This is a genomic window from Chroococcidiopsis sp. CCNUC1 (genome assembly GCF_023546805.1).
Lineage (GTDB): Bacteria > Cyanobacteriota > Cyanobacteriia > Cyanobacteriales > Chroococcidiopsidaceae > Chroococcidiopsis > Chroococcidiopsis thermalis.
The window spans coordinates 4,660,255-4,683,704 of sequence record NZ_CP097480.1; the positions used below are offsets into that span (position 1 = coordinate 4,660,255).

Below are 23,450 nucleotides of genomic sequence, written 5' to 3' on the forward strand. Positions count from 1 at the left end.
ATCTCCCTTGGAGACAGAACTCTTTAAAGAACCTGCCCGTACAAAAGTCAAAATGTCTACTCGTAAAAGCAACAGCTATTTTAGCTGTTACAATGTGCTGGCTGAAAATCCGATCGCTGACAAACCTAGCAAAATTGACTGAATACCCTAGTAGATTAACCGTGTCAAAACTAACTTTATTCGGAATTAATTTATTGTTACTAGCTGGATTGACTGCCATTGCTCCAGCGCCGACTACGGCAAAAACAACGATCGCCCAAAAAAGCCCAAAAGCTGCCCTTCCCAGCAGCCCTGTCAAAAAACGCAAACTGCTGGAGAAGTTGTTGCAAGAAGGGCAAAGATTGATGGATACAGGCAAACTACCAGCCGCGATCGCTAAATATCAACAAGCGGCTAAAATATCTCCCAAAAATGCTCGCATCTACTCTACTATGGGTTACATTCAAGCATTACAAAAAAACTATTCTGCTGCTGTTGTCTCCTATCGTCGCGCGATCGCGGTTGCTCCCAATCATGCCGATTTTCATTATGCTTTAGGCTATTGTTTAGGGCAATTGCGGGATAATGCTGGAGCCGCAGCTGCTTACCGTCGCACGATCGAACTCGATCGCAATAACTTAAATGCCTATTTAGGATTAGGTGTGATTTCCTTCCGTCTGCGAGACTACGACGGTGCAGCCGAAGCATATCAACAAGTTTTAAACCGTGACTCTAATAATGCCTATGCGAACGAGTTAATGGGTTTGCTACTGCTAGAACAAGGAGAATATGATGCAGCGGGCGCTGCACTGCAAAAAGCAGTAACGCAAGCACCTAATAACCCAAAACTGCTGCAAGCTCTTGCCAAGGTCTGGATTGCTCAAGGCAATACACCAGCAGCGCTCATGACTTTCAGACAGATTGCTCACCTTGAACCTCAAGACGCTAGAGTCTATTTGCAGATTGGCGATTTACTCAAGCAGCAAAACGACTTGAATGGCGCTCTTGCAGCCTACCGACAAGCCTTGTCGATCAAACCAAATTTACCAGTAGCGCAAAAGGCAATTCGAGAAATCCTCATGACTTTACCAGCTAGCAATCGTGGTACGGAGCCGCAGCTTTGACTGAAAGTCAAAATTCAAAAGCCAAAAGTCAAAATTTAGGAGCCAGGAGTCACTACTCCCTCCTTCTCGTCTAATCCAGCCTACGTCCTGTGAGTTCGACGAAGATATCTTCGAGGTTAGAAGATCGCGCCATCATTCCAGTTTTGTTTGGTTGTTGGTTAATAAAGGTGTTGGCATCTTCTAAGGTGGGGAAGAATAGATATTCCCAGCGTTCTTCGACTTGCTTCATCACTAACCCTTCACCATACTGCGATCGCAGTTGTGATAAAGTTCCCAAGGAAATCAGCTTGCCACCGTCCATAATTCCAATGCGGTTACACAAATATTCGACTTCCTCCATGTAGTGTGTGGTTAGCAGTATCGTCATTCCCTGCTTGTTGAGATCGAGAATAATTTCCCATAAGCGCCGCCTAGTTTGAGGGTCTAGTCCTACGGTTGGTTCATCTAAAAATAAAATCTGTGGTTGGTGTAACAAAGCTCTGGCAATCTGCAAGCGCCGCTTCATTCCTCCTGAGAGAGTTTTGACTAAACTATCGCGACGGTCTGCTAACTCTACATATTTCAGCCATTGACCGATCCGCTGCTGGCGCTGAGGATTGGGAATGTGATGCAATCGTCCGTGTAGTTCCATATTCTCCCAAACCGAGAGATCGTTATCGACGCTGGTTTGCTGCAAGACTACGCCAATGTACTGCTTCACCAGTATGGATTGACGCAAGAGATCGAATCCTGCTACTTCAACTTGACCCTGGGTTGGTTTGGTCAGCGTTGTTAACATCCGAATCGTAGTTGACTTACCAGCACCATTGGGTCCGAGTAAACCAAAAATCTCCCCTGGTTGGATAGTAAAAGAAAGGTCGTTGACAACTGAAATGTTGTTGTATGACTTGTAAACGTTTTGCAGCGAGACAGCAGCAGACATGAATTGTTGCAATAAGTTAAGTTAATCCTCTCCTAAGTTAACAGTTAGCAGTGGAAAGGGAGCAGGGAGCGCACGAGCAGTGACCAGTGACCAGTGACCAATTACCCATTACCCATTACCCATTATCACTCTTGTCTAGTTTTATGAACTTGAGTAATATTTTGTTTACCTTATTTGATATAGATAAATACTAAAGATTCACAATTTACCATAATCAAAAAACTATGGATACCATCAAGCTGTTTGGTATGCCTGCACAAAGGGGTAGATGGCTGCTGATCCCTCTAGGAATTGTCGTACTGCTCTGCCTGGGTACGGTCTATTCTTGGAGTATTTTCAGAAAACCTTTAGAAAAGTTGCTCAATATTGGTGCAACAGAAAGTTTGTTGCCGTTTACCGTGCTTTTAGTCGTTTTTGCACTGTTGATGCCGATCGCAGGCTTTCTAATCGATCGCTTTGGTTCTCGTGTTGTCACCGCTGTTGGTGGTGTAGTGATGGGAGTTGGTTATATTCTCACTAGCTTTGCTACCAACGAGCCAATGCTTGTCTTTGCCTACGGGTTAGTGGCTGGTGCGGGAATTGGAATTGCCTATGGAGTCCCGTTAGCTGTCTCGGCTAAGTGGTTTCCCGATAAAAAAGGAATAGCTGTAGGCTTGACGGTGATTGGGTTTGGACTATCGCCGTTAATTACCGCACCTTTAGCTAAGAATTTAATCGATGCTTACGGGGTGCGGCAAACTTTTACGATTTTAGGCATTGCCTTTAGTGTTATTGTGGTCGCGATCGCCACGCAATTAAAAATGCCTCCTTCACAATGGCAACCTACAGTAGGGAATGTAGCATCGGCAAGAGTCACTTCAGTTAGAGTAACTACTGAGAAAATCTGGCAGACTCAAAGCTTTTACGGACTGTGGACTTGCTACACGATTGGAACATTTGTAGGACTATCGGCAATTGGTATTTCCAGTCCTGTAGCACAAGAAATGATCGAACTCGACTCCACAACCGCAGCGATGACTGTCTCGCTATTTGCCATCTTTAACGGACTAGGACGACCGTTATTTGGCTGGGTAACAGATCGGTTCAGTCCTAAAATAGCGGCGATCGCCTCTTACGTGCTAATTCTAATCGCTTCGATCTTGATGTTGAATGCTCGTACTGGCGCTACATTGACATACATAGCGGCTTTTGCTTTATTTTGGCTATCTTTAGGTGGATGGCTGGCGATCGCGCCAACCGCAACTTTAACTCTATTTAGAGCCGAAAACTACGCCAAAAATTACGGGATTATCTTTACTGCCTACGGTGTTGGAGCATTTTTCGGTACGATCGTTGCTGGCAGAATTCGAGATATTTTCGGCAGCTATACTTATGCCTTTTATCCAATGGCAGGTTTAGCGATCGCGGGGACGATTGTTGCTGTATTTTTCTTGAAGCGTCTGCCTGCTATGTCTGAAATTTTAGAAGAACCTGTTGCTAGAAGCTAGTGCTATTCAAAGGGAGCAGAGAGTAGGGAGTAGGGAAAGAGAAGAGAGTGATGCATGGTGAGAATTCGGAATTCGGAATTCGGAATTCGGAATTAATTGCGAATGCGCGACTTGTCTTGCTCCCTGTTCGGTAACTTGTGAGTTTATTGAGGAAATATGGGCAAACTTTCTATATAGAAAGACTAGTGCGGCAACAGGACTTCAGCAGTTGCAAAAACACTGCGATCTCATCTTGCAAGCATTATTCGCTTCTGCCTTCTGTCTTCTGCTTTTTTGCACTAGTTTCATATATGCTCGAAAATTCTTCACAACCAATGAATAAAGGGACAATTATTTGTGTTGATGACGAACGCAACATACTACTTAGCCTGCACGATAGCTTGAGTCAAATCGCTACCGGATATGCGATCGAGCTAGCAGAAAGCGGAGTAGCAGCCTTGAGCATAATTACTGAACTTAGCCAAAATCAAATTGAAGTCCCTCTGATTATCTGCGATCGCGCTATGCCTGAAATGGATGGAGCAACTCTGCTAACCCAGCTGCATCAACAATTTCCCAAAACACCCAAAATTCTCATCGCTGAACTAGCTGAAATCAGTCATGCCATCCAAGCGAGCGATCGCACCCATCTTTACCGCTACATTACCAAACCTTGGGACGAGACAGACTTCAGTTTAACCGTGCGCGAAGCACTACGGAGTTACGAGCAAGCTAAACAAATAGCAGCACAAAACCAGACATTGAAACAAATGCATCTGGAACTCCAGCGCGAGATCGCCAATCGCCGCCGTGCTGAAGCCCTTTTAGTCTATGATGCCCTTCACGATACGTTGACAGGGTTACCTAACCGCACGCTATTAGTGGAACGGCTCGAACAAGCAATTAGAACGGTACGATACGACTCAACATATCAATTTGCCGTATTGTTTATCGATCTCGATCGCTTCAAAATTATCAACGATAGTTTGGGACATACAATAGGCGATGAGCTGCTAGTTGCAATTTCAACTCGCTTTCGCCAATGCCTGCGCAACACTGATATCATCGCTCGGCTGGGAGGCGATGAGTTCGCTGTCTTACTCGAAGAAATTCAAGATACTAGCGACGCGATCCAAATAGCACAGCGCTTGTTAGAAAGCCTATGTACGCCATTCAATTTAAAAGGTCATACCGTTGCTGCCAGTGCCAGCATTGGCGTTGTTGTGGGTTCTAGTTCCACTGCCTATGACAGTGCTGCCGATTTGCTGCGAGATGCCGATCTAACCATGTACCATGCAAAGAAAACAGGCAGAGCTGGCTATGCCTTGTTCGATCGCCAACTACACGTTCAGACCCTCAAATTACTAAAAATTCAGAGCGACTTGCATCAAGCTTTAGAGCGGCAAGAATTTATTTTGTGTTATCAACCAATTGTTGCTCTAAGTACGGGCAAACTCATAGGTTTTGAAGCCTTAGTACGCTGGCATCATCCCCAACAAGGTTTGATCTCGCCTGGTGATTTTATTCCCGTTGCCGAAGAAACAGGATTCATTATCTTTCTGGGAGAGTGGGTATTGCGAGAAGCCTGTCGCCAGATGCACCAGTGGCAGTTACAATTTCCTCTGCATTCACCATTAACTATTAGCGTCAATATTTCTGGCAAACAGTTTTCTCAAGTCAATTTCGTGCAGCAGATCGAACAAATTCTTCTAGAAACTGGGTTTGATGCCCATTTGCTCAAACTAGAGATTACCGAAAGCGTACTCATGGAAAATGCCCAGTCTTCAACGAGTATGCTTAGCCAATTACAAGCTTTGGGTATTCGGTTATCTATTGATGACTTCGGCACGGGGTACTCGTCTTTAAGTTATTTACATCGCCTACGCCTCGATACCTTAAAAATCGATCGCTCCTTCGTGCGCGATGTCGATCGCAGTGTCGAACAAATTGAAATTATCCGTACCATCATTGCCCTAGCTTGGAACTTGGGTATGGATGTCGTTGCCGAAGGCATAGAGACAAAAAAACAACTCTTCCAACTGCGATCGCTCAAATGCGAATACGGACAAGGTTATCTATTTGCTAAACCTTTAGATCGAGCCGCGATTGAAACTCTACTCGCTCAAGATCTACCACTGCAATACTTAAGTTAGTAGTGTAGAGACGTTACATGTAACGTTTCTACAAGTTTGAATTTTGAATTTTGAATTTTGAATTTTCTCCTACCTCTCCAACGTTTTGCTTGTATTTTTGCAAAATAGAATTGCTGTATTTAGCAACAGAAGGATAGCGATGTAATTTGCCGTCTGTTCCTCTATACCACTGAACTGCTTTAGATTTATATAAGTCAGGACTACCGCTATACCAGTGGCTTGCTACTCTTAATACTGCTATCTCTTCATCACCTTGACTTGTAACTAAAGCGTCGTGCCAATATTGCTCTAATTTGTAATGAATAATTTGCTTTTGAACTGTGGGATTGCTGAGAAATTCATCAACAGATATGCTATGACCGAGTGCTTCCTTACTCCAAGCACCAATATTTGCAGGCATAATTTGAGCTAGTCCCAAAGCTTGAGAATGGGGATTCAGCGATTGATGATTATTCGTACTTTCTTGATTAATAATGGCATGGCTGAGCGCATCTACTGGAGAAACCAAAATTGGTGCTGGTTGAGATCGAAAAGTACTTGCTTGAGAAAACTGAGTTTGCAGCGATAGCAGCCATTTTGATAACAACAAACTGAGAACAACTGTAGGGATTAAAATAACTAACTTGTGCCAGCGATCGCGCCTTAGTCGTCGCTGACGGCGGCGAGATGGATGTATCCGCGTCTGTTGGGTGGATGGTCGATCTACAAGCGTCTGCTTACGTCTAGTAGGTTTAGAATGTATTGTTCGCTGTCTTTCCGGCTCGATTTGCTGCTGAGTAGCTAGCTCTAAAATAATTTTTTGATGCCTCATTACGCGATCGAAGTCATATATCGTCACGAAAAAGGAATTATAGAGGACAAAAAACTTTTTTCTTCGTTTTACAGGTTCTCTTTAGCTTTTGCGCAGCTATTTACAGGGGTAGTTGTCAGCAACTCGCGATTGAATGACGCTACGATCGGCAAAGATACTAATACGTCTCTATCCAATCGATAAATTTCGACTTGAGTGAAAAATATCAGTTTTTAAAATCGGTGAATTGCCGTTGAAAATTAGCCTCATTTTATGATATTGTTTTCTTTATAGTGGAGATATAATTAAAATTTTATTTCAAGGTATAATTTTATATTTTTATAATTAAGTCAACCATTCGGTTGTTAACTATTATCACAAGCGATCGCAACTTTTCTATTAAAAAATAGACAAAAAATTAGGTGGGCAATGCCCACCCTACAAAATTTAAACCATTTCTGACTGCGCCGTAACTGACGGCTCGATTTGAGGTTGGAATTGGAAGAGAGAGTATACCACATTTCGACGAATGTTGGTCATCATATCCAAAAACATCTCAAACCCTTCTGTCTTGTATTCAATCAGCGGGTCTTTTTGTCCGTAACCGCGTAAGCCTACAGATTCTCGCAGTCCATCCATTTGTTGTAGATGTTCTCGCCACAGGCTATCGATTTGCTGCAAGATAAAGAAGCGTTCGGCTTGGCGCATCAATCCTGGGCGAATTTGCTCGATTTCGGCTTCTTTGATGTCGTAGGCGATTCTGACTTGTTCGTGAAGGAAGGCTTTAATGTCGCTGACCGTCAAATCTTCCATTTGCTCAGGTTCTAAGTCTGCCAGCAAGTAGACAAACTCCTTCACCTTGCTCACCAATTTTGGTATATCCCAATCTTCCGAAGGCAAGTCAGGATTGATGTAGTAATCGACAATTTCGTTCATTGTCTGCTCGCCGTACTTGAGTACCTGCTCCTTTAAGTCTTGACCTTCGAGGACGCGACGACGTTCGGCGTAAATTGCCCGCCGCTGCTTGTTCATTACCTCGTCATACTCAAATACCTGTTTGCGGATGTCGTAGTAGTAGGTTTCTACTTTGCGCTGCGCCCCTTCTAAGCTGCGCGTGAGCAATCCCGATTCGATGGGCATATCTTCTTCGACATTGAAGGCTTGCATCAACCCAGCAACGCGATCGCCACCAAAAATCCGCAATAAGTTATCCTCTAAACTGAGGAAGAACCGTGTCGAGCCAGGGTCGCCTTGCCGTCCGGCACGTCCCCGCAACTGGTTGTCAATCCGGCGCGATTCGTGGCGTTCCGTCCCAATGACGTGCAGTCCACCTAACCCTACCACTTCATCGTGTTCTTTAGTGGTGAATTGTTCGTATTCGTGCTTGATCTGGTTGTAAACTTCCCGCAAGCGTTGAATTACCACATCATCTGTAGGGGCTTTTTCCGAAGCAACGGCGACTTTATCTTCGGCTTCGAGTTCCGATAAACTTCTTTCCCCATACTCTTGCGCCGCAACTTCTACGGCTGCTTTGAGCATTTGCTCGGTTTCTCGCGATAACTCGACGGGATAAATTTGGGGCGATGCTTTCCAGGTCTTGACCTTCTTTCCAGGGACAAAACCCTGACCGCTGCTACTACCTGTAGGTAAACCAGCCGCCCGTTGTACGGCAAATACGTCTTCATCCTCTGGCATCACGATCCGCGGCATGAAGTATTCCCGCAGTTTCAGGCGTGCCATATAATCGGCATTACCACCCAAGATGATATCCGTACCTCGTCCTGCCATGTTGGTAGCAATCGTAACAGCCCCTTTTCTACCTGCTTGGGCGATAATTTCCGATTCCCGTTCGACGTTCTCCGGTCTAGCATTGAGTAGGTTATATGGGATTTCTAACTGGTTGAGCAGCCGACTGAGAACTTCAGAGTTTTCCACGCTAGTCGTACCGACTAGGACAGGGCGACCTTTTTCGTGCATCTCAGCACATTCTTGAGCGATCGCCCGCCACTTACCTGCTTCATTCTTGTAAACTACATCAGATAAGTCTCGGCGTTTTGTCGTTCTATTGGTAGGAATACTTGCAACTTCGAGTTTGTAAATCTTCTCAAACTCTGCCTGTTCTGTTTTTGCCGTCCCTGTCATCCCCGACAGTTTTGGATAGAGCAAAAATAGGTTTTGGTAGGTAATCGTGGCTAAAGTTTGAGTTTCCGGTTGAATTTCTACCCTTTCCTTGGCTTCAATGGCTTGGTGCAATCCGTCACTCCAGCGTCTGCCTGGTAGCACCCGTCCGGTAAACTCGTCTACGATGACTATCTCATCTTCGCGAACGATGTAGTTTACATCCCCGAGGAATAATTCTTTAGCTTTGAGGGCGTTAAAAACGAAATGCGCCCAAGGGTCATCGGGGTTGAATAAATCCGTCACTCCCAACAATTCTTCGGCAGCAGCAAAACCCTCATCTGTTAGTAGCACGTTCCGCGCTTTTTCATCAACTTCGTAATGCTCGTCTTTTTGCAAGGCAGCGGCAATTTGAGAGGCACGGATATATTTTTCTGTCGGTTTTTCTACTTGTCCAGAAATAATTAAAGGCGTGCGTGCTTCATCAATTAAGATTGAGTCTACTTCGTCAATGACGCAGAAGTTGAAGGGACGCTGCACGACATCATCCATGTGGGTAGCCATGTTGTCGCGCAGGTAGTCAAAACCCACCTCGCTATTGGTGACATAGGTAATATCGCAAGCATAGTTGCGCTTGCGCTCGTCTGGGGTCATGCTTTGTTGAATCAGTCCGACGCTCAACCCCAAGAAACGATGCACTTGACCCATCCATTCAGCGTCCCGCTTTGCCAGGTAATCGTTGACGGTGACTACGTGCGCTCCTTTCCCTGTCAATGCATTGAGGTAAGATGGCAGGGTTGCCACTAAGGTCTTACCCTCACCCGTTTTCATCTCGGCAATTTGACCTTGGTGGAGGATAATACCACCTAGTAACTGCACGTCAAAGTGCCGCATTCCCAATACTCTGCGTCCCGCCTCGCGCACGACAGCAAATGCTTCTGGCAGAATGTCATCCAAGCTTTCACCTTTTTCGAGGCGCTGTTTAAACTCTGCTGTCTTACCAATTAGTTGCTCGTCAGGGAGAGCTTTAATGTCTTCTTCTAATAAATTAATTTCTGTGACGTAAGGCTGATATTTTTTGAGCTTACGAGCGTTGGGATCGCCCAGCAAGGTTTTTAGCATGGTAGGTCAGGAGAACTTAAGGATTTCTAGGAAGTTTAATTTGTGAGTTTTGATTTTGCCATCAGCTCATACTGGTGGGACGCTAGAACTCAAATACTAGCCTTTTGGATGGACAAAATTGGTCAATTGTACAGTGTTTCGGCTATCGGTCTTGATATAAACTTTATAGATCGTATCATTTTACCCTAATTCTATAATGGTGCGGATAGGCGATCGCTTTTGGTCGGGAGTCGGGAGTGGTTCGAGTATGGGAGTTGGGGATAAGGAGGACGAGGAGGACAAGGGAGAATAACTACAAATGACCGATGACCAATGAGCAATGACAATTATGGGGAATTCTCCCATTCTGATGTAAGGCTACGGAAGTTGAAGGCGTTGGCGTTGGGATGACAGGTGACGCAACTGCTGAGTTGAGTTGGTTTTGGTAATTTGACTTTGGGATGCAAAGCTTTGAAATAACGCGAGTTGGCAATGCGGTATGGTATTTCTTCGTCTTGGTTGAGGGGACGGGAAGCAAATCTGAGATAATTCCACACTAGAATGCGGGGTGGATCGACTAAGGGTTTGATTTGTACGCCGTAGTGCTGGGTATCTTGTAGCAGCCGCTGCCAAGTTTGCACGGGTAAGACGGCTGGTGGAACGGCGATGTGGCAAGTCGCGCAGTTTTCCAAGTAGAGTTCTTGTCCTAGTTGATAGCGTTGGGGAACTGCATCAATGGTGTTAGCTGGTTGGGCGTGCGTTGCTATTGCTAAAACCCAAGCAGCAGCAATACTCCAAGCTAAAATTAACAGAAAGAGGATCGCAGGCGATCGCTTGCTTTTTGGGCGATGTGGTTTCGATTTGAGGGCAGGTAACATAGTTGTCATTAGTCATTAGTCATTAGTCATTTGTAAGCAAGTTGGTGACTGATGGCAGTCAAATTTAGAAAATTTTACACTTTGGGTTATTAGTCATTAGTCATTTGTCAGCGAACAACTACCAACTACCAACTACCAATTACCAATTACCAATTACCAATTACCATGAATTATTCTCCTAGCAAATGCGATCGCATTCTACTCAAGTTTAATGACAGCTTCAAAAAAAGTCGAACAGATCTTTCAGCAGTACTCCTTTTTCCCAAACATCATTTGTGGGTTGGTTCGGATGAAACATCGACTATCGAACGTCTAACTTTTGTAGAGCAGCAAAACTGCTTTGCCGAACATCACACATTTCACGTTCAAGATTTTATTGAGCTACCAAAACCGGAAGACGAGGAAATTGATATTGAAGGATTAGCTTATCACGATTACTATCTCTGGTTTATTGGTTCTCATAGTTGGAAGCGCAAAAAGCCAAAACCAGAACATACTGATGTGGAGAATATTGAACGATTAGCTAAGATAAAAACGGAAGAAAATCGTTATATTATTGGGCGTATTCCTTTAGTTGATGGCAATTTGCGTCAGTCATGTCCCCACCCTGAAAATCCAGATGTCACCTTGACTGCGGCAAAAGTTAAACTAACAGAGGGGGGTAATATGCTTACTGAAGCTTTAGCAACAGATCCCCACCTTGGCGATTTTGTCAAGACTAATATTCCCGGTAAAGATAATGGTTTTGACGTAGAAGGAATAGCAATATATCAACAAAAAGTTTTTCTTGGTTTACGGGGTCCAGTATTGCGGGGCTGGGCAGCGATCTTAGAGTTAGAGTTAGAAATAGATGTTCGAGAAGACACTTTAAAGCTAAAGCAAATTGGAGCAGAACAAAATCTTTATAAAAAGCATTTTGTTTATTTGAATGGCTTAGGTATTCGAGATCTACACGTAGATGAAAAAGATTTTTTAATCTTAGCGGGACCGACAATGGATTTAGATGGTCCAGTCCGAGTTTATCGCTGGCACAATGGTGTAAATATAGCTGAAAATACGCTATCTTACCCAGAGGTTATGTTAGAAATCCCTTTCGGTATTGGAGACGACCACGCAGAAGGAATGATTACGTTTAATGAATATACTCAAACTCCGTCGCTTTTGGTGATTTACGACGCGCCCGCCGCAGCAAGATTGGAGGGTGAAGGTGGCGTGTGGGCAGATGTATTCAGTTATCAGTAGAGAGTGACTAGTGACTAGTGCTAGTGACTAGAAAAGAGTAGTTAGCAATAACTTACGACTTTTGACTTTTTAAAGGTTTGTTGAGATGGCTTGCGTTGGACAGGTAGGAATGCACTGTTCGCAGACAATACAGCGCGATCGCGTGAATGTCAGTTCAAATGTGGCAGAATTAAGGGTTAAGGCTTCGGTGGGACAAACTCCGGTACACAAACCGCAGTCTACGCAAAGTTCGCGATCGATGGTAATTTCAGCCATTGCCGAAGAGACGTTGATGTTTTGCGATCGCATCCAATCAACCGCCGCATCGAGTTGATCGATATCTCCTGACAATTCTACAACTAACGTACCAACTTGATTAGGGGCAACTTGAGCGCGGATAATATTAGCAGCAACGTTAAAATCTTTTGCCAGTCTGTATGTCACTGGTACTTGTATGGCACGACGAGGGAAGGTCAGGGTAACTCTTTTTTTCATTAGGGAGCAGGGAGTTGGGAGCAGGGAGTAGTTATGTCCTACTTCCGAATTTTCCTATCTTCTCTAATTTGTAACAAAAACCTTTGATGACCGTTCGATTAAAATGAAAACTGTTGCTTGATTAAGTTTTGATAAAAGCTTTATGAGTTTGAATACTCCAGATCCTCCAATTGAGCCTACTGAGTTGACGGTAGGAAAGCGGGTTAGAAATTTAATTGTAGTTTTAGTTGCGATCGCTCTGAGTGTCGCCTTATTCCTTGGCTTACGGACTCAAACGGGTGCAGTGACGCTAGCAACATTAAGCGATCGCTCGACACCGCTAGAAGTGGCTTTGAGCAACAGCAAGCCAACGCTGATGGAGTTTTATGCTGACTGGTGTACGGTATGTCAGAAAATGGTTCCAGATATTGCTCAGCTAGAACAAGAGTACGCCGGCAAGGTAAACTTTGTCATGCTGAATGTGGATAACAGCAAGTGGTTGCCAGAGATTCTGAAATATCGAGTTGACGGGATTCCCCATTTCGTGTATCTAGGTAAACAAGGAGAGGCGATCGCGCAGGCGATCGGAGAACAACCGCGCAGTATTATGGTAAGTAACTTAGAAGCTTTATTAAATGATGCGCCCTTGCCTTATACTTCCGCTAGCGGTCAAGTCTCCAAATACGAAGCAAATGTTACTCCATCCTCTGAAACTGACGATCCACGTTTACATAGCTCCCAGGTGGTGAAGTGATTGATGGTAGTTGGTAATTGGTAGTTGGCTAAACTGTTAAGCTGTCACGCATTTAACTTGTACTATCAGTAAGATCGAAACGCTTACCACTACCAACTTCAGACATTTTGACTTTTAACTTTTGACTTTTGACTTACTTATTTGGGATTGTACGGCGAGTATTGTGCAAATTCCCAGCATAGATTAGTCGCATGTGTTGTTTCTAACACCCAATCGATGTGGACTTCTACTAAGCGTTCTGCACCGATAAATTGTGCTATGCGATTTGTATCCCAGATAATATTGGCTGTGCCAGTTAGTTGTAAGGTATGTCCGTAGACAAAATCAAGGAACAGTAAGCCGATTTGAGCATACTGGGCAATGTTACCAAGAGTGTTGAACATATTATTGCCCGTATAATCGGGAAATACCAATTCAGTCGCGTTCAACACTTGTACGAAACCTGGATATCCTCCCCGATGAGATGCATCAGCACCACTTTGGGGGTGGAAGCTAGCGATGAAAAATGTGTCTGCTTGAGTAATCCATTGCTGTTGTGCCGGAGTCAAGGCTGTATAACTATAAACTTCGGGTATCGCTGTTTGGCGATCGCTTTCAGCCACTAAATCTCTGGTTTGAATATATTTAGGACAGTTGAAATAGACTTGCTGAGTCTGCACGTCAATACGTCCATTTTGCTTCAGTTCTGCTTTGCCGTTAATCCGTAAGCGCCGCCGAGTCGCTAAATCGATAACAAGAATACCGATATCGTCATGTATTGACAGGTTTTTTAGTAACGGATCGCTAGAATTAGCTGTTGTTTGAACCTGAACGAGTTGTTCTGCTACTACTTGTACAAAACCAGGTTTTCCTGTTAGCAGCGATGCCCAAACTTTACCATGTTTGTCAATCGTACTCGCGATCGCCAATCTTTGCGTGCGTAGAAAGTCGCGTGCAGTTGGATTAATACTCGCACCAATAATTTTAGTTAAATGTGCTGCTTCTGTCTGCACTCCCGCTTGTGCTTGAACTGTTAGTTCCCCTGCATGATAAGTTGATATGTTACGCATTTAGTTTACAAAATGTCTGAAACCAAAACACTCTGCATAATGAGTGTCACAATTTTGACTTTTAACTTTTGATTTTTGACTTACAGTCCTGGCATACTGACGTAACCTGGTAACCGCTTGATGCGATCGCACCAGGCAATAACGTGAGGATAGTTATCTAAAGCAACTTTTGCGTCTGCGGCTAGTCCGACATAGGGGAAGCAGGCAAGATCGGCTATTGTAGGATGGCTGCTTTCTAACCACTGGTTATTCGTTAAATGGCGATCGAGAATTTGCAATACTTGATAAGCTTTCTGTTGAGTTAAATCTATATCCAATTGCCCTTTAAAGATAAAATATCTCCTCGCCGCCGCTAGACTATTGGCAATCTCATTCGCGGCAAAAGACAACCACTGCATAATTTTTGCGATCGCTTCAGGCTCTAGAGGTAACCAATCTTCGCCGCCGTAGCGTCGGGCTAGGTACACTAAAATAGCCTGGGAATCTCGTAATATTACATCACCATCCACAAAAACTGGTACTTGTCCGCAAGGGTTGAGTTGCAGAAATCGTTCGGTTTTGTGTTCTCCTGCCTTTAAGTTGACGGGTACTGACTCATAATCTAAGTTCAATATCGACAGCAACAGCCTGACTTTATGGCAATTACCAGATAGTACAAAGTCATATAGCTGAATCATTAGTTCCTCTATGTGGAGCGTCAATTTTTTTGTACCGATCGTTCGGTGTAAATTTACTATACCGATCGTTCAGTACAATGTCAATTAGAATCAAAAATTTTAATCTTTGTAAATGTCCAAAGCAGAAGCGATCGCCCAAATCTTAAAAGTCTTTCGGCAGTATGGTTATGAAGGAACAACCCTATCGCGATTGTCCAAAGCGACGGGTTTGGGTAAAGCCAGTCTCTACCACTACTTTCCCAATGGCAAAGAAGAGATGGCACAAGCCGTACTTAACTTTGTTGATGAATGGATGAAAGCGAATATTTTTGTTCCCTTAAAAGGTGCGGGTACGCCTCGCGATCGCCTAGAGAAAATGAGCGAGAATGTAGATCGGTTGTATTGCGGCGGCGAACAAACTTGTATATTAGCCGTGCTGTCTTTGGGAGAAGCCAAGGATTTATTTAACATTCAAATTCAGCAAGCACTTAAGAGCTGGATCGATACTTTAGCTGAAGTTCTAGTAGAAGCAAGGATCGAGCCAACACTTGCCCGCCAAAAAGCAGAAGACGCTATTATTCAAATTCAAGGCTCTCTCGTCTTAGCTAGAAGCATGGACGACACTGCACCCTTTCAAAGAGTACTGAAGCGGTTGCCAGAAATGTTATTGGAAAATGGTAATGGGTAGTTGGTAGTTGGTAGTTGGTAGTTGAGCGATAACTGGTCACTGGTCACTGGTCACTGCAATAAAGGCAACTTGAGCCGCAGCTTGTTCGGCATCTTTTTTTGAGCGTCCCGTCCCTTGACCTAGTAAACGCCCTTGCAACCAAACTTCAGCACTAAAACGCTCGAAAGCTCCGTGAGGCTGTAGAGATTCTCGGACGCGATATTCTGGCAAAATCTTAAATTGTGCTTGAGTCCACTCTTGCAGGGCTGCTTTGTAGTTGTGTCTTGCTGGATCGGTGCGAATTTCTGCTGCTAGTTGCTTAAAATGCGGATCGAGCCAAGGACGCACGAGTTCTTGGGTGCGGGTGCTGAGATAAAGAGCGCCGAGAACAGCTTCAAAAGCATCTGCTAGTCGCGATTCTCGTCCGGCTCTATCGGTAGAAGCACTGTTAGAAACAAGCAGATAGAGTTCCAAGCCGTATTCTGTGGCTAGTTGCGCCAAAATGCGATCGCTGACCAAAACTGACCGAATTGCGGCAAATTCTCCCACTGGACATTCGGGGTAAGTTTCCCATAAGACTTCGGCTGCTACGAGTCTCACAACTGCATCTCCGACAAATTCTAATTGTTCGTAGTTTGCTTGAGCTGAGACAGTAGGATGGGTTAATGCTAAATCTAGCAATTGCCAATTGATTTGAGCTGAGGTCGAGATTCCCAGTTTATTGACTAAGCTTTGTAATTGCTTTTGCCGACGCGGATAGAATAAAGTCATTGGTCATTGGTCATTGGTCATTGGTCATTGGTCGTTGGTCATTGGTCAATAATAAATAATAGACGATCGCTCGCCTGCTATATCTTCTATCTTGTCGCGATCGCGCTCAGGGAGACATGTGCGAAAGTCATCCTTAAGACACAGAGAAAATTTAACTACTGTGGTCTAATTACTACGGTCAGCTTCCCAATAGCTAGATACAACTATCAGTTTTGCCTTTTGACTTTTAACTTTTGACTTTTGAGGAGCGATTGCTATGTCCGTACTAGAAGGTACTTGGCAACACGAATACATTATCAGTAACGGGCTGAGGCTGCACTACGTCACCCAAGGTGAAGGTCCGTTGATGTTGATGTTACACGGCTTTCCTGAGTTTTGGTACTCTTGGCGACATCAAATCCCTGAGTTTGCCAAGGATTACAAAGTCGTAGCATTAGACTTGCGGGGATATAACGACAGCGACAAACCAAAAGCGCAATCAGCTTATGTCATGGCTGAGTTTATCAAAGATATTGAGGGTGTCATTAAGGGACTGGGATACGACAAGTGTATTTTAGTCGGACACGACTGGGGAGGAGCGATCGCGTGGAGTTTTGCCTACGCTCACCCAGAAATGGTAGAATGCCTAATCGTACTAAATATACCCCATCCTGCCAAATTTGCTGAGGGTTTCCGCACGCCGCAACAATTGCTGAAGAGTTCTTATATGTTTCTATTCCAGCTTCCTGTCTTACCAGAAATGCTGCTTCAAGCGGGAGATTACCAAGCAATTGAAAATGGCTTGAAAGGTATGGCTGTGAATAAGAGCGCTTTTACTCCCGCAGATATTGAGGCTTACAAAGATGCAGCAGCTAAGCGTGGAGCGCTAACAGCAGCCCTCAATTATTATCGCAATATGTTGCAACAAGGTATGACTAACCCAAATTGGGGTGTACTCAACGTACCAACATTGATGATTTGGGGTGAAAAAGATACAGCCTTGGGTAGGGAATTGAGTTATGGTACTGCTACTTACGTAAATCCATTCCAAGTTAGATACATTCCAGATGCTAGCCACTGGGTACAACAGGAAAAACCCGAATTAGTCAATGAGTATATGCGGGAGTTTTTGAGTAGTTAGTGAGTGGCTAGTGGTTGGTGACTAGTAACTAGACTCTTTTCTAGCCACTAGCCACCAGTTACTAGTAACTAATACCTGATTGACATTTTAGTAATAAAAATTCATACTAAGGTAAAAATACTCAAAGAACTTTCATCAAAAGCAGGGTTCAGTCATGATAGATGGCTATTACGCTTTTGTACTGCGACGACTGGCTACAGTTTTGGCTGTAGTGATGTTGACTTTAAGCTCGATCGCCGCACTGACAGGAATTTTACTGGCATTTTACTACGAACCAACAGCAGGGGGAGCGTACAATTCTCTGAGGGCGATCGCAACTCAGATTCCTAACGGTTGGTTAATCAGACGGATTCACTCTCTTGCTGGTAATGGCTTAATCGGTGTCTCCTTGGTTGAAATCGTTGTCATGTTTTTAGGAGAAAGATTTCGCCCAAGCTGGATAACTGCCTGGATTAGCGGTATTTTACTAACACTTACTGCGATCGGTTTAAGCTGGACGGCAATATTACTTGATTGGACGCAAATTGGTTACTGGCGATTCACAATTGAGTTAGGTACGATTGAAGCGCTTCCAGCGATTGGTTCTCAGCTTCGTAATATTCTTACGGGTGGCGGCGCGGTAAATACTGTCACAGTTCAGCACCTGTTTACCATCCACAGTTACCTGCTTTCCGGTGGCGCGATCGTTCTATCTATTATTCATTTGACAGGTTTATTGCTACAGGAAAAAGAGGTGAAGCAGATCGAATCGGCAAATTAGATACCTTTAATGTAGAGACGTTACATGTAACGTCTCTACCCACACAAAGTCTCAGCGTGGTGGCGAATATGATCCCCCACAAAGGTAGAAATAAAGTAATAACTGTGGTCGTAACCTTCTTGCAAACGCAGGGTTAAAGGTTGTTTAACCTGATGACAAGCTCGTTCAAATATTTCTGGCATCAACTGTTGACTTAAAAACTTATCTGCTGTACCTTGGTCGATGAGAATTGGGGAAGTGTATTTGTTAGTGATTATTAGTTCACTTGCATCATAATTTCGCCAAGTTTCCCGCTCGGTTCCCAAATAATTTGTAAAAGCCTTTTGTCCCCAAGCACACTGCATTGGCGCAGCAATTGGTGCAAAAGCAGAAACAGATTTGAATAGTTCGGGGTTACGTAAAGCACAAACTAACGCCCCGTGTCCGCCCATAGAATGACCAAAGATTCCTTGTCGTTCGACTTGGACGGGAAAATGTGAAGCAATTAACGTGGGTAATTCTTTCACTACATAACTATACATTTGATAGTGCGATCGCCACGGTTCCTCTGTCGCATCCACGTAAAAACCTGCACCCGTACCAAAATCCCAATCCTTATCTTCTCCCTCAATGCCCGTATTGCGGGGGCTAGTATCTGAAGCCACTAAAATTAATCCATGCTCGGCAGCATACCTTTGTGCCCCTGCTTTAGTGATAAAATTTTCTTCGGTACAGGTTAAGCCAGAGAGAAAATAGAGGACGGGAACGGCTTGCGATCGCGCTTGAGGAGGTTGATAAACTGCAAATCGCATTTCGATATTGCAAGTTTGAGAATGATGGCGGTAAAAACCTTGCGTACCGTCAAAGCATTTATATTCTGAAATTAAATTAATTTCGGTCATGAATTTTCCTGTATGGGCATTGCCCACTCTACTAACAATCGCTCGCTTCCAGCAATATATCTCTAAGAATTTGCAGGGCAACTTGAATTTGAGCGCTGTCAATAACTAATGGCGGACAAAAACGAATTGCTGCTTTGCCACAACCTAAGAGCAACAAACCCTTTAAAAAGGCAAAATCGATAATGCGATCGCGCCGCTCTGAATCTAACTTACCATCTGCATCCAAGATATCAACTGCTACCATCAATCCTTTGCCGCGTGGAGGGGAGATCCAAGAAAATTGCTGTGACAGCTCCGTAAGCCCGGACATCAATAAGTTGCCCATGTTTTGAGCATTTTCAATCAAACCACCTTCCAACAACCGTAAGGTTACGTTAGCCGCCGCACAAGCCACGGGATTACCTCCAAATGTCGTAGCGTGAGAGCCAGGTTGCCAAGTCATCAGGTGCGATCGCGCTAAAATTGCCCCCAAAGGTAGACCGCTAGCAATGCCTTTTGCCAAAGTAATAATATCCGGCACTACACCCCAATGCTCGATCGCGAATAAGCGCCCAGTCCGACCCATTCCCGCTTGCACTTCATCGACAACCATCAAAATACCGTGGCGATCGCAAATCTGCCGAATTCGTTTTAAAAAACCATCTTCCGGTACGATATAGCCGCCTTCCCCTTGAATTGGTTCGACGAAAATTGCTGCAATATCTTCTGGAGGCAGAACGGTAGGAAAAAGCTTTGATTCTAGATAGTCTAACGCTGCATGAGTACCATAGGGAATGTGAGTCACTCCTGGTAATAGAGGACCGAAGTGCTGTCGTTGCACGGCTTTAGAACCCGTCAGCGACATTGCCCCGTAGGTACGCCCGTGGAATGCACCCAAGAAAGCAACAACTTGAGAACGTCTGGTATAGTAACGAGCAAGTTTCAGCGCCCCCTCATTAGACTCAGCCCCAGAATTGCTAAAAAAGACTTTTGCCGGAATCAGAAAGGGGGCGCGAGTTGCTAAATTTTCCGCCAACTCCACCATCGACTCGTAGTAAAAATCAGTTCCCGACATATGGAGCAAATTGGCAGCTTGTGCTTGAACTGCTGCGACAACTTCAGGATGAGCGTGTCCAGTCGATGCTACGGCAATACCGGCGGTTAGATCTAAAAATACGTTACCATCGACATCTTCCACCATGCAGCCCTCACCACGGGCAACCACAAGCGGATAGCCACGGGTATAGGAAGGTGACGTGACAGCGCGATCGCGTTCTACCAATACTTGAGCGCGGGGACCAGGTAAGGAAGTCACTAAGTGAGGCACAAGCGGCAGAGGGCGTTTAGTTGGGATACTTAGCATGGGTAAGGACAAGGGGGACAAGGGGACAAGGGGACAAGGGGGACAAGGGGGACAAGGGGACAAGGGGGACAAGGGGGACAAGGGGACAAGGGGGACAAGGGGGAACTCGCTCTTCCCCACTCCCTTCGGTCGTGGGGATTAGGGGACAAGGGGGACAAGGGGGACAAGGGGGAATAACTACCAACTACCAACTACCAACTACCAACTACCACTTTTCACTGATAACTGATAACTGGTCACTGATCGCTGATTCTGTCTTCTTTTTGACAAAAGATACACCATAAGCCCGATACCTCTACGATGACTTCTAAATTAATAATTATGAATTCTGAGTTCTCAATTTTGCCATGCTTGCCTTAGTTGTTGCCGTACTGATCGTCATTTCTGGTTCTGCCCTCTGTTCTAGCGTAGAAGCCGCTTTATTTTCTGTCTCTACACTTAAAGCCAGACAGCTAGCACAGTCAAAAAATCCTGCCGCAGTCGCACTACTAGCAATTCGCGATCGCATGAATCGCCCGATCGCGACAATCGTGGTTCTAAATAATATTTTTAATATTGTTGGTAGTATTGCGATCGCCCGCATTGCCGAGACAGTTTTAGGTAACACTTTATTGGGGGTTTTTTCTGGACTTTTGACTTTTCTCATCATCATTTTTGGTGAAATCATTCCCAAAACTTTAGGTGAACGATATTCTCAAAGATTAGCGCTCCTTGCTGCTCTACCTGTGACTGCACTGACTTTTATTTTCACTCCCTTAGTTTGGATTATGGAGAAAGTCACAGCACCTTTTACCCGCAAAGAAAAACTGCCGACTACAAATGAATCGGAAATCATGCTACTAGCCAAGATTGGCTATCAAGAGGGAATTATTGAAGATGATGAAGCCGAAATGATTCAGAGAGTGTTTATGCTAAACGACCTCACGGCTGCCGATTTAATGACTCCTAGAACAGCTTTAACTTACTTACGAGGTGATTTGACTCTAGCTGCAAGCCGAGTGGACATAATTAATTCTCAGCACACGCGAATTATTGTTATAGAAGATTCATTAGATCGAGTTATTGGAGTTACTTTAAAAGACGAACTTCTGACCGCAATGGTAGAAGGAAAGCGCGAGCGTAAAATTGCTGAATTCACCCGTAAAGTTCGATTTGTGCCAGAAACGATTCATGCCGATCGCTTATTGAGAGCATTTCAAAAAAGCCGCAATCACCTCGTCGTCGTCGTCGATGAATATGGCACGGTTTCCGGTGTTGTCACTCTCGAAGACGTATTAGAAATCCTTACAGGGGAAATTGTCGATGAAACAGATAGAATCATCGATTTGCAAGCAGCAGCACGCAACAGGTTAGCCAGAATGTTAAAAATACAGTAGGTTCGGGTTTGCTAACATTATTCAGTCGCTAAAAGTTTGACAATCACATCTATTTTTAACTTTTGACTTTTGACTTTTGACTTGCTTAATCGCGATTATCAATTTGGGCGCGTTGCAAACTCCCAGAATAATCTACATAAACAGTTTTCCATTCCGTAAACACATCTAAAGCCGCAGTTCCCACCTCCCGATGCCCGTTTCCCGTCTGTTTCATACCACCAAAAGGCAAATGGACTTCTGCCCCAATTGTAGGACCGTTAATATAAGTAATTCCAGCTTCAATATCGCGCATTGCCTGAAACGCTAGATTGACATCGCGGGTATAAACCGAAGAAGATAAACCGTATGGGGTGTTGTTGAGAATCGCGATCGCCTCTTCAAAAGAACCAACTTCTATTAGCCCCACTACAGGACCAAAAATTTCTTCTTTCGCTACGCGCATCTCTGGCGTGACTCGATCTAATACTGTCGGTTGAAAGAAAAAGCCATGTGCGAGATTTTCCGTATTAGCTGTCTCCCCACCAGTTAATACTTTTGTTCCCTCAGCACGGGCAATTTCTAAATAATGGTTCACTCTTTGCAATTGGGCAGAATTAATCAGCGGTCCCACTTCAGTTTGCGGATCTGTACCAAGACCTAATCGTAACTGATGAACTCTTTCTAACAACAAGTTAGTAAATTCTTCCTTAATATCGCGGTGGAGGATCAGCCGACTCGTAGCAGTACAACGCTGCCCGCTAGTGCCAAAAGCGCCCCAAACAGCCCCATCTAAAGCCAGTTGCAAATCGGCATCTGCCATCACGATTTGAGCATTCTTACCTCCCATTTCCAAGCAGGAACGCTTGTGAGTGCGTCCGCAAACAGAACCCACTTCAGCCCCCGTTTCCGAAGATCCGGTAAACGACACCAAATTTACGTCAGGATGTTCGACTAACGCCCGTCCTGTCTCTTCTCCCAAACCATGCACGATATTAACAACGCCATTTGGTAAGCCTGCTTTGTGAAATAACTGGCTGAGATAATGAACGCAAGTTGGAGTATCTTCCGCTGGCTTGAGAATGACTGTATTACCGCAAATCAAAGCGGGAAAAGCTTTCCAGCAAGGAATAGCCACAGGAAAATTCCAGGGAGTGATGAGGGCGCAAACTCCTACAGGTATCCGCATTGTCATCGCGAACTTATTGGGCATTTCTGAAGGGGTAGTTTGCCCAAACATCCTTCGTCCTTCTCCTGCCATGTAGAGGGCGCAATCAATGCCTTCTTGCACGTCTCCTCGGGCTTCTGTCAGGGGTTTACCCATTTCCCTGCTAATGAGTTGAGCGAGTTTCTCTTTGTGTTGGAGCAATAATTCTCCTACACGATAAATTATTTCGGCTCGGGCGGGAGCAGGTACGAGTCGCCAAGATTTAAAGGCTTTACGGGCAGCTGCTACGGCTGCATCGACATCAGCAGCGCTGGAACGGGGAAAAGTTGCTACTACGTCACGCCAATCAGAGGGATTGCGGCTTTCTAGAGTTTCACCTGATGCGGCAACCCATTGACCGTTGATGTAATTCTGGCACTCTATCAGGGGGGCGGTCATGAGGCAAAACCTCCAACAATTTCTGTAATTCTATGGTAGTTGGTAGTCAGTAGTTGGTAGTTGACCGCTCACCCTCGCCATGCAACATAAGTTGTTTGTGGAGCGAATGAGAGCGTCGATATCAGTAAAAATACGATTATTTTGTTGATGGTGTTTATTAAAATGACAAGTTTCTATAGTCTTGAATCAAGTGAGTGTGAATTTACACTGTGATTTTAAATACCTATGCCATACTGATTTTAGTTCCACTAAGTTATAGATCCGAA

Annotated in this window: 21 protein-coding genes; 10 read left to right on the forward strand and 11 right to left on the reverse strand. The window is 44.5% G+C overall.

Going from position 1 to position 23,450, the window contains the following annotated elements; translation table 11 throughout:
- Positions 1–161 precede the first annotated feature (161 nt).
- Positions 162–1,103: a lipopolysaccharide assembly protein LapB gene (locus tag M5J74_RS21415; protein ID WP_041463344.1), complete on the forward strand. Its 942-nt coding sequence runs from the start codon at positions 162–164 to the stop codon at positions 1,101–1,103.
- Between the two features lie 70 nt (positions 1,104–1,173).
- Here the strand turns inward: M5J74_RS21415 and M5J74_RS21420 are convergent, their stop codons facing one another.
- Positions 1,174–2,025 (reverse strand): ABC transporter ATP-binding protein, encoded by an 852-nt coding sequence (locus M5J74_RS21420; RefSeq protein WP_015156046.1) that lies wholly within the window; start codon positions 2,023–2,025, stop codon positions 1,174–1,176.
- A gap of 224 nt (positions 2,026–2,249) precedes the next feature.
- Between M5J74_RS21420 and M5J74_RS21425 the strand changes: the two genes are divergently transcribed.
- Positions 2,250–3,512, forward strand: coding sequence for an OFA family MFS transporter (locus M5J74_RS21425; RefSeq protein WP_015156047.1), 1,263 nt, complete (start codon positions 2,250–2,252; stop codon positions 3,510–3,512).
- A gap of 314 nt (positions 3,513–3,826) precedes the next feature.
- Positions 3,827–5,644 carry a bifunctional diguanylate cyclase/phosphodiesterase gene (locus tag M5J74_RS21430; protein ID WP_250013100.1) on the forward strand — a complete coding sequence of 606 codons (1,818 nt, stop codon included), beginning with the start codon at positions 3,827–3,829 and terminating at the stop codon, positions 5,642–5,644.
- 28 nt (positions 5,645–5,672) lie between these two features.
- Here the strand turns inward: M5J74_RS21430 and M5J74_RS21435 are convergent, their stop codons facing one another.
- From M5J74_RS21435 to M5J74_RS21445, 3 genes are all read right to left on the reverse strand, one after another.
- Positions 5,673–6,482 (reverse strand): hypothetical protein, encoded by an 810-nt coding sequence (locus tag M5J74_RS21435; RefSeq protein ID WP_146139725.1) that lies wholly within the window; start codon positions 6,480–6,482, stop codon positions 5,673–5,675.
- Positions 6,483–6,881: 399 nt separating this feature from the next.
- On the reverse strand, positions 6,882–9,674 hold the full coding sequence (gene secA / locus M5J74_RS21440; protein WP_015156050.1) for a preprotein translocase subunit SecA: 2,793 nt from the start codon (positions 9,672–9,674) through the stop codon (positions 6,882–6,884).
- A gap of 326 nt (positions 9,675–10,000) precedes the next feature.
- Positions 10,001–10,531: a diheme cytochrome C gene (locus tag M5J74_RS21445; RefSeq protein ID WP_371934070.1), complete on the reverse strand. Its 531-nt coding sequence runs from the start codon at positions 10,529–10,531 to the stop codon at positions 10,001–10,003.
- 165 nt (positions 10,532–10,696) lie between these two features.
- Between M5J74_RS21445 and M5J74_RS21450 the strand changes: the two genes are divergently transcribed.
- Positions 10,697–11,773 (forward strand): DUF3616 domain-containing protein, encoded by a 1,077-nt coding sequence (locus M5J74_RS21450; protein ID WP_250013102.1) that lies wholly within the window; start codon positions 10,697–10,699, stop codon positions 11,771–11,773.
- A 69-nt stretch (positions 11,774–11,842) separates the two neighbouring features.
- Here M5J74_RS21450 and M5J74_RS21455 read toward each other — a convergent pair whose 3' ends face one another.
- A complete protein-coding gene (locus M5J74_RS21455) occupies positions 11,843–12,247 on the reverse strand; it encodes an NIL domain-containing protein (protein WP_015156053.1) in 405 nt (134 codons plus the stop codon).
- A 142-nt stretch (positions 12,248–12,389) separates the two neighbouring features.
- Between M5J74_RS21455 and M5J74_RS21460 the strand changes: the two genes are divergently transcribed.
- Positions 12,390–12,980: a thioredoxin family protein gene (locus M5J74_RS21460; protein ID WP_250013103.1), complete on the forward strand. Its 591-nt coding sequence runs from the start codon at positions 12,390–12,392 to the stop codon at positions 12,978–12,980.
- Between the two features lie 137 nt (positions 12,981–13,117).
- On the opposite strand, the gene M5J74_RS21465 is transcribed toward M5J74_RS21460, so the two are convergent.
- Both M5J74_RS21465 and M5J74_RS21470 read right to left on the reverse strand, forming a co-directional pair.
- Positions 13,118–14,029 carry a pyridoxamine 5'-phosphate oxidase family protein gene (locus M5J74_RS21465; protein WP_015156055.1) on the reverse strand — a complete coding sequence of 304 codons (912 nt, stop codon included), beginning with the start codon at positions 14,027–14,029 and terminating at the stop codon, positions 13,118–13,120.
- A gap of 80 nt (positions 14,030–14,109) precedes the next feature.
- Positions 14,110–14,706, reverse strand: coding sequence for a glutathione S-transferase family protein (locus M5J74_RS21470; RefSeq protein WP_106216886.1), 597 nt, complete (start codon positions 14,704–14,706; stop codon positions 14,110–14,112).
- A 112-nt stretch (positions 14,707–14,818) separates the two neighbouring features.
- Here M5J74_RS21470 and M5J74_RS21475 point away from each other — a divergent pair, with 112 nt between their 5' ends.
- A complete protein-coding gene (locus tag M5J74_RS21475) occupies positions 14,819–15,373 on the forward strand; it encodes a TetR/AcrR family transcriptional regulator (RefSeq protein WP_015156057.1) in 555 nt (184 codons plus the stop codon).
- A 36-nt stretch (positions 15,374–15,409) separates the two neighbouring features.
- Here the strand turns inward: M5J74_RS21475 and rnc are convergent, their stop codons facing one another.
- Entirely contained in the window at positions 15,410–16,123 is a 714-nt protein-coding gene (gene rnc, locus M5J74_RS21480) for a ribonuclease III (RefSeq protein ID WP_015156058.1), read from the reverse strand.
- Between the two features lie 256 nt (positions 16,124–16,379).
- On the opposite strand from rnc, the gene M5J74_RS21485 reads away from it, so the two are divergent.
- Both M5J74_RS21485 and M5J74_RS21490 read left to right on the forward strand, forming a co-directional pair.
- The gene (locus tag M5J74_RS21485) at positions 16,380–17,243 is read left to right on the forward strand and encodes an alpha/beta fold hydrolase (protein WP_250013104.1); all 864 of its coding nucleotides are present in this window, start codon (positions 16,380–16,382) and stop codon (positions 17,241–17,243) included.
- A 154-nt stretch (positions 17,244–17,397) separates the two neighbouring features.
- Positions 17,398–18,003: a cytochrome b N-terminal domain-containing protein gene (locus tag M5J74_RS21490; protein WP_106168852.1), complete on the forward strand. Its 606-nt coding sequence runs from the start codon at positions 17,398–17,400 to the stop codon at positions 18,001–18,003.
- Positions 18,004–18,038: 35 nt separating this feature from the next.
- On the opposite strand, the gene fghA is transcribed toward M5J74_RS21490, so the two are convergent.
- Complete coding sequence (gene fghA, locus M5J74_RS21495; RefSeq protein ID WP_250013105.1) at positions 18,039–18,884, reverse strand: S-formylglutathione hydrolase; 846 nt, start codon at positions 18,882–18,884, stop codon at positions 18,039–18,041.
- 31 nt (positions 18,885–18,915) lie between these two features.
- The gene (locus tag M5J74_RS21500) at positions 18,916–20,226 is read right to left on the reverse strand and encodes an acetyl ornithine aminotransferase family protein (RefSeq protein WP_371933980.1); all 1,311 of its coding nucleotides are present in this window, start codon (positions 20,224–20,226) and stop codon (positions 18,916–18,918) included.
- On the opposite strand from M5J74_RS21500, the gene M5J74_RS21505 reads away from it, so the two are divergent.
- Both M5J74_RS21505 and M5J74_RS21510 read left to right on the forward strand, forming a co-directional pair.
- Complete coding sequence (locus tag M5J74_RS21505; protein ID WP_250013107.1) at positions 20,211–20,510, forward strand: hypothetical protein; 300 nt, start codon at positions 20,211–20,213, stop codon at positions 20,508–20,510. The genes M5J74_RS21500 and M5J74_RS21505 overlap by 16 nt on opposite strands.
- A 63-nt stretch (positions 20,511–20,573) precedes the next feature.
- Positions 20,574–21,602 carry a hemolysin family protein gene (locus M5J74_RS21510; protein WP_015156063.1) on the forward strand — a complete coding sequence of 343 codons (1,029 nt, stop codon included), beginning with the start codon at positions 20,574–20,576 and terminating at the stop codon, positions 21,600–21,602.
- 85 nt (positions 21,603–21,687) lie between these two features.
- On the opposite strand, the gene M5J74_RS21515 is transcribed toward M5J74_RS21510, so the two are convergent.
- Positions 21,688–23,184 carry an aldehyde dehydrogenase family protein gene (locus M5J74_RS21515; protein WP_250013108.1) on the reverse strand — a complete coding sequence of 499 codons (1,497 nt, stop codon included), beginning with the start codon at positions 23,182–23,184 and terminating at the stop codon, positions 21,688–21,690.
- Positions 23,185–23,450 lie beyond the last annotated feature (266 nt).

Excerpts from the sequence above, each read along its gene's own strand:
- M5J74_RS21465 (WP_015156055.1), bottom strand. The coding sequence starts at position 14,029 with ATGCGTAACATATCAACTTATCATGCAGGGGAACTAACAGTTCAAGCA.
- M5J74_RS21420 (WP_015156046.1), bottom strand. The coding sequence starts at position 2,025 with ATGTCTGCTGCTGTCTCGCTGCAAAACGTTTACAAGTCATACAACAAC.
- M5J74_RS21425 (WP_015156047.1), top strand. The coding sequence starts at position 2,250 with ATGGATACCATCAAGCTGTTTGGTATGCCTGCACAAAGGGGTAGATGG.
- M5J74_RS21475 (WP_015156057.1), top strand. The coding sequence starts at position 14,819 with ATGTCCAAAGCAGAAGCGATCGCCCAAATCTTAAAAGTCTTTCGGCAG.
- M5J74_RS21430 (WP_250013100.1), top strand. The coding sequence starts at position 3,827 with ATGAATAAAGGGACAATTATTTGTGTTGATGACGAACGCAACATACTA.
- M5J74_RS21510 (WP_015156063.1), top strand. The coding sequence starts at position 20,574 with ATGCTTGCCTTAGTTGTTGCCGTACTGATCGTCATTTCTGGTTCTGCC.
- M5J74_RS21490 (WP_106168852.1), top strand. The coding sequence starts at position 17,398 with ATGATAGATGGCTATTACGCTTTTGTACTGCGACGACTGGCTACAGTT.
- M5J74_RS21485 (WP_250013104.1), top strand. The coding sequence starts at position 16,380 with ATGTCCGTACTAGAAGGTACTTGGCAACACGAATACATTATCAGTAAC.
- M5J74_RS21515 (WP_250013108.1), bottom strand. The coding sequence starts at position 23,184 with ATGACCGCCCCCCTGATAGAGTGCCAGAATTACATCAACGGTCAATGG.
- M5J74_RS21500 (WP_371933980.1), bottom strand. The coding sequence starts at position 20,226 with ATGCTAAGTATCCCAACTAAACGCCCTCTGCCGCTTGTGCCTCACTTA.
- M5J74_RS21460 (WP_250013103.1), top strand. The coding sequence starts at position 12,390 with ATGAGTTTGAATACTCCAGATCCTCCAATTGAGCCTACTGAGTTGACG.
- fghA (WP_250013105.1), bottom strand. The coding sequence starts at position 18,884 with ATGACCGAAATTAATTTAATTTCAGAATATAAATGCTTTGACGGTACG.
- secA (WP_015156050.1), bottom strand. The coding sequence starts at position 9,674 with ATGCTAAAAACCTTGCTGGGCGATCCCAACGCTCGTAAGCTCAAAAAA.
- M5J74_RS21455 (WP_015156053.1), bottom strand. The coding sequence starts at position 12,247 with ATGAAAAAAAGAGTTACCCTGACCTTCCCTCGTCGTGCCATACAAGTA.
- M5J74_RS21470 (WP_106216886.1), bottom strand. The coding sequence starts at position 14,706 with ATGATTCAGCTATATGACTTTGTACTATCTGGTAATTGCCATAAAGTC.
- M5J74_RS21445 (WP_371934070.1), bottom strand. The coding sequence starts at position 10,531 with ATGTTACCTGCCCTCAAATCGAAACCACATCGCCCAAAAAGCAAGCGA.
- M5J74_RS21450 (WP_250013102.1), top strand. The coding sequence starts at position 10,697 with ATGAATTATTCTCCTAGCAAATGCGATCGCATTCTACTCAAGTTTAAT.
- rnc (WP_015156058.1), bottom strand. The coding sequence starts at position 16,123 with ATGACTTTATTCTATCCGCGTCGGCAAAAGCAATTACAAAGCTTAGTC.